This is a genomic window from Pseudomonas sp. NPDC086112 (assembly GCF_044746425.1).
GTDB lineage: Bacteria > Pseudomonadota > Gammaproteobacteria > Pseudomonadales > Pseudomonadaceae > Aquipseudomonas.
Map to the genome: position 1 here is coordinate 1 of NZ_JBIVCD010000079.1, position 5,808 is coordinate 5,808.

General features: G+C 62.7%; 4 protein-coding genes. All 4 read right to left on the bottom strand.

Annotated features, from left to right (window positions below; all coding sequences use genetic code 11):
- A partial coding sequence (locus ACIPLA_RS27815) for a serine/threonine-protein kinase (protein ID WP_401177650.1) occupies positions 1-653 on the bottom strand: 653 nt, incomplete at its 3' end.
- Positions 650-1,378 carry a PP2C family serine/threonine-protein phosphatase gene (locus ACIPLA_RS27820; protein ID WP_218395496.1) on the bottom strand — a complete coding sequence of 243 codons (729 nt, stop codon included), beginning with the start codon at positions 1,376-1,378 and terminating at the stop codon, positions 650-652. The genes ACIPLA_RS27820 and ACIPLA_RS27815, both read right to left, overlap by 4 nt.
- A complete protein-coding gene (tssM, locus tag ACIPLA_RS27825) occupies positions 1,378-4,914 on the bottom strand; it encodes a type VI secretion system membrane subunit TssM (protein ID WP_401177654.1) in 3,537 nt (1,178 codons plus the stop codon). Before tssM ends, ACIPLA_RS27820 begins: the two co-directional genes overlap by 1 nt.
- A 13-nt stretch (positions 4,915-4,927) precedes the next feature.
- Complete coding sequence (gene icmH / locus ACIPLA_RS27830) at positions 4,928-5,800, bottom strand: type IVB secretion system protein IcmH/DotU (protein ID WP_401177657.1); 873 nt, start codon at positions 5,798-5,800, stop codon at positions 4,928-4,930.
- Positions 5,801-5,808 lie beyond the last annotated feature (8 nt).

The window sequence follows — 5,808 nt, forward strand, 5'->3', positions numbered from 1 at the left end:
ATGCCCTCTAGCGCCTGGCCGAGGCCGAAGTCGAACAGGCGCACGCCCTCTTCGCTGAGCATCACGTTGCTCGGCTTCATGTCACCATGCAGCACGCCGCGAGCGTGGGCGTAGGCCAGCGCGTCGAGCAGCGGCAGCGCGATGTCACGCAGTTCTATCCACGGCAGGCCCAGGGGCCGCTCGCAGAGTAATTTGTCCAGGGTCAGCCCACGCATGAGTTCCATGGTGATGAAGGCGCGCTGGCAGTCGGTGTCCACTTCAAAGGTGTGCGGTCGCAGCACGTTGTTGTGGCGCAGTCGTCGGGTCAGGGCGAACTCGCTGTAGAGCAAGGCGCTGGCGTCCGGCGATTCGGCAAATTCTTCGCTGAGGATTTTCAGCGCGATGTAAGGATCGGGATCGCCGAACTGTTCGCTCAGCAAGTCCCGTGCACGGTAAACCGCGCCCATGCCACCGGCACCGAGCAGGCGCTCGAGGCGGTAACGTCCCGCCAGCACGTCCGGCAGTTCACCGATACTCGCCCGGGTCGGCGCCAGCGCAGGCTCGGCCTGATGCGGCTTTCCGTTTAGAGGCGTGGCGAAGGCGAAGTAAGTCAGGTTGTTGGCTTCTTCCTCGGTCACCAGCAGGTCGTCGATCGGCGGCATGAATTCAGTCATTGGCGGATCACCACGGCAGTCAGATTGTCCCGGGCCGAGCCACGCAGCGCGCTGTCGAACAGACGTTCCAGCGCAACGTGCGGCGCGGTCAGGCTCAGGGCATTGCCCAGGGCATCGCTGCTCAGCCCTTGATACAAACCGTCGCTGCACAGCAAAAACGCATCGCCGGGATAGACCTCGAGTTCGAGCACGTCCAGGGTCAGCTGCTCGGCAGCTCCGACCGCACGGGTCAGGGCGTGGGCGGCCGGGTGAGCCTTGGCTTGCTCGACGCTCATGTTCTGCTCGTCGATCAGTTGCTGTTGCAGCGAATGGTCCTTGGACAGCTGATACAAACGCTGGCCGCGCCACAGGTAGCAGCGGCTGTCGCCGGCCCAGATGCAGGCCGCGCGATTGCCTTCCACCAGCAGCGCCACCACGGTGCTGCCCATGATGCTGTCGTGACGCCCGGCAGTGACGGTCAACTCCTGACCCAAGCGGCGGTTGAGCCAGTGCAGGCACTGGCGAATACCTTTGAGTCGTTCGTCGAAGTCCTCCTGCACCGGCAATTCCGCCAGGCTGGCGACGATCAACTGGCTAGCGATATCGCCGCCCTGATGACCGCCCATGCCGTCCGCGACCACCCACAGCCCCTGCTGTGGACAGTCGAGAAAAGCATCTTCGTTGCGCGCCCGAACCTTGCCCGGATCGGTACGCGCAGCGCTGCGCCAGGGACTGGCAACCAGCATCAGAGCTGCACCGGCATACGGAAAGTACGCAGCACGCCCATGTCGAACGGGTTCGGTGTGCGCTGGCTCGACAGCAGGTAGTTGGCGCGCAGGCCACCCACGTCAGCCTTGAGCACCAGCACGTCGCGACCGGTCAGGTACTCGGTCTGCATCAGATCGAACAAACGGAACAGCGACCATGGGCCGGAGTTCTTCTCGATGCCGATCGGGCGGCCGGCCATTTTGTCGAGGACCAGGCTGGTGCGACCGTCTTCAGCGTCGGTCGGCCATTTGAAGGACACCGGCACGATCGGGCCGTGGCGGTATTCAATGGTCTTGTCGCCAAACTTGAACTCGGAACGGCTGACGGCCGGGTCGAGGGTGTACGGCTCCAGTTTGAACTGCACTTGCGGCTCGGCCGGGTTGCTGGCGAAGAAGCTCTGGCGGATCACTTGTGCCGCGGCCATCTGGTCGAGGTAGACCTTGGAGATCGGCATGCTGTGACCGTCAATGCTGCGCAGGCGATAGTTGCCTGGGTCGCCACTCACGAACGGACGCATGTAGTTGTCGAAGAAGCGATCGGCGATGCCCTGGGCCTTGAAGAACTCGCGGAAGTCGCTGATCGCGACATCGCTGGTGCTGTGGGCGCTGAACGGGTAACGCTTGTTGATCGCCTTGCCGTAGAAGCTGTAGAGCTCGCTCTGATAACGCTGGTTCAGGTACTGGTAGGAATCGTTGAGCACCAGACGCCAGGTGTCTTCGGCCAGCACGTTGAACCACACGCTGACAGGCCGCGGCAGACGGTTCGAGGCATTGCGCAAGTTGCTCAGCGCGTCACGCTGGCCGCTCATGCGGGTCTTGGCCATTTCGAACGCAGCTTGTTCCGGCGCGCTGGCACGGGCCAGGCTCGACAGTTGCAGTTGCAGGTCGTTGAGTGCTGTCAGTGCCGGGGTCAGGTCAGCGGCCGGGCCGTTGTTGTCGTCCAGCAAACGGTGCAGCGGTTCGAAGCGACGTTGCAGGGATTTCTTCGCGGTGTCGGGCAGCTGCTTTGCCATATGAGCGGTCATGTCCGACGCTTTGTCCGCAGCGGCCGCAGCGAGCTTGCCGAGCTTGCCGCCCTTCTCGCCCAATTTTTCAGCCGCCTCGGCGGCTTCATCGGCGCTGTCTGCGATCACCGGGAAACGGGTGTTCTCGCGCACTTCCACCAGCAGTTGCAGCACCGGCGAGTTGGCCGACGTCAGGCCCGCCAGTTGCTCGGCCCCTTCACCGGCGTCGTTGATCGGTGGCAATGCCACCTGACCGACCGCTTCGCTCCAGAAGTTGGCGTAGTCGCGGAAATACAGCTGCTCCAGCTCGACCATCAGGCGACGCAAGTCCATGCCGCTGATGCCCGAGCCTTCGCCCAGCACCCAGTTGTCACGCAGGATGTCGGTGACCAGCGCCGTGCCCTGGACCGAGAAATACTGCTGATAACCCTGTTGGGTGTAGAACCCCGGGATCACGTAATCGGTGCCGACAAACAACGCACCCTGCGGGCCCAAGTGTTGGCTGAAACGGTATTCCGGCAGATTGCGAGCCTGCTCGCGCAGCATCCGGTAAACCACGTTGGCCAGCGACTCACTGCGCAGCACCTGACGCGCCTGCGCCACCAGTTGCTCATTCAGCGGATAGATAAACGGCTGCTTGAGCAAACGCTCGAAGTGGGTGTTCAAGCCGTTCTGCACCGCGGTGTTGCCGGCGTAGCGCAAGGACCAGTCAGTAGCGACCCAATCCTTGAGCCACGCAGCATCGCGGCGATCCTTCATGTTCAGCATCAGATACGCACGCAGACTGTTGAGCAGGCGTTCGCGGTCCTTCATGTTGGCGCGAATCTGCCCTTCCAGCAGCGTCGCAACCCGTGGCAGCAGTTGCGCTTCAAGCTCACGCTCGTAGGCGCTCTTGACCACCGGATTGGCGTCTTCGCCTTGGTACAGGCCGCCGCGCTCGTGGTACGACACGTCACCCTTTTTCGGGAAGACCTGAGTCGCCGCGTAGCTGGTGTCGAGGGTCTTGAGCACCGCCATCGAATCATCGCGTGCAGTCAGGGCCGAGCGTTGCTGATTCCAGGTTTGCGCCAGTGAGCGCAGGTTTTCCAGACGTTCGTAGTTGGCCGAGAAACCACCGGCCCACAACATGCCGAACAGCGCCAGCGCCGCCAGTGCGCCCACGTACAACGCACGTTGGCCCCAATGGATGCGGCTGCGTTCGCGCTTGTCCAGACCGGCCAGATCGGCCTCGGGGAAAATCACCCGGCTGAGCAAATGGTGAATGAACCGCGAACGGCCGCTGCGCAGAGTCGGCAGCACACCGGTGTTCATCCCCAGATTGGCGCCGATGCCGGCGGTGGTCTGATCCATCTGTTCGGTCAGGTGCGGTGCGCTGATCAGGTAGAAACCGCGCAACTGGCTGACACGCTGGTAGCGGTTGCCGGTGAACGCCATGTCGACGAACAGGCACAAGCGCTCGCCGATTTGCCCCAGTTGATGCGGGAAGTCGAGGATGCGGCCACGGCGCTGGGTGTCGCGTTCCTGGTGCATGCGCATGATCACCTGGCTGTTCAGGCGACGCAGCAGCTCTTCGAACTCGGCGCGCAGCACAGCCACGTCGGTGCCGCTCTGCTCTTTGCGGAAGCTGGTGCCGAGTACCTGATCGCTTTCTTCGCGGGTCAGTTGATCGAAGAACTCGTCGAAACCGAGCAGGCGGTCGGCCTTGCTCAGCACCAGATAAATCGGCACGTCGACGTGCAGTTTCTGATGCACGTCTTGCAGACGCGCACGCACCTGGCGGGCCAGGGTGTCGAGGTCTTGCTCGCTGCCGCCCAGCAGGGTTTCCACCGGGATGGTCACCAGCACACCGTTCAATGGACGGTTGCGGCGACGCTTGCGCAGCAGGTCGAGCAAGGTGCTCCATGCGCTGCCATCGACTTCCGCATCCGGCTGGGTCAGGTAACGCCCGGCGGTGTCGATCAGCACGCCGTGGTCGGCGAAGTACCAGTCGCAATGCCGGGTGCCGAGGGTGTCGCGGGTGAGTTTGCGGTCGATCTTGTTGATCGGAAACTCAAGCCCCGAGAAGTCCAGCAGGCTGGTCTTGCCGCTGCCCTGCGGGCCGATCAGCAAGTACCACGGCAAATCGCTGCGCCAGCGTTCACTGCGACCGCGATAGAGGCTCGAGGTCTTCAGGGTTTTCAACGCATCCTTGAAGCGTACGCGAAGCTCTTTCTGCTCTTCGTCGATCAGCTCTTCACGGCGGATACGGTCCTGGCCGTCTTCGGTTTCTTCCACAGCCTTTTTGCGCACACCGGCGCGCCAGCTGACGAAGACCATGGTCAGCCCCCAGATCAGGAACAGCACACTGATGGTCAGCAGGCGGGAGGTCGAACCTTCCCAGAACTTGTAGTCATTGACCGCCAGCAACGGCCCGACGAACCACACCAGCAGCGCGATAAACAGCACCAGCAGCAGGGTCCAGACCCAGGTCTGGCGCAGGAATGCGCCGACTTTCTTGAAAAACTTTTTCATCACACGTCCCTGTTTACGGCTTCGACTGCGGCTGAACCGCAGCCGGATCCAGCTGCTGATAAGGTTGCAAAACGGTTTCGCGTTGCTCGCCCAGCACCCAGGCGAAGCCCGAATACATCACCACCAGGCAGACCACGGTGAACAGCACCACCATCCACGCCGGCACGATGCGCACCAGGCTGCGGCGCTGATCGTTCAAGCCTTCCCAATGCGGCGACAGCTCACGCGGCACGTCGCCGCGCAGTTGCCGAATCTGCCGATACAAGGCGTCGCGGATGCCTTCGAGCTCGAGCATGCCGCGAGCCTGCACCCGGTACTTGCCTTCGAAACCGAGGGACAGGCACAGGTACATCAGCTCCAGCATCGGCAGGTGCTTGACCGGATTTTTCGACAGGCGATCCAGCAGCTGGAAGAACTTCTCGCCACCGAAGGTTTCGTTGTGGAAGCTGCTGAGCAGGCTCATCTGCGACCACTCGCTTTCGTTGCCCCACGGCGTGGTGACGGCTTCGTCGACCACGGTGCAGAGCACGTAACGGGCGGCCATCACCTGGCTGCTTTCAGCGCCGTTATGCAGCGCACGCACTTCAAACAGCTTCAGGCCGGCGGTCAGTCGCTCGTTGAGCGCGTACAGGTCTTCGCGGGTGTCGCTGTGCTTGAGTCGCACCACTTCCGACAGCAGGTCGGACGCCGCGGCCACCAGCGAATTGAGGCTGATGTTGAACGCTTCGGCCGGGCGCAGGCGCGCGGCGTAGATCATCCGTTCTTCCAGCTGTTCGAAACGCGGCGGTGCGGCGAAGTCAGTCAGCGGACTCGACGCCGGGCCGTGCCCCTGGCGGTCGAGCAGGACGGTTTTGTCGTCCTGGTTGTATTCCATGTCCTTGATCATGTCGGTCA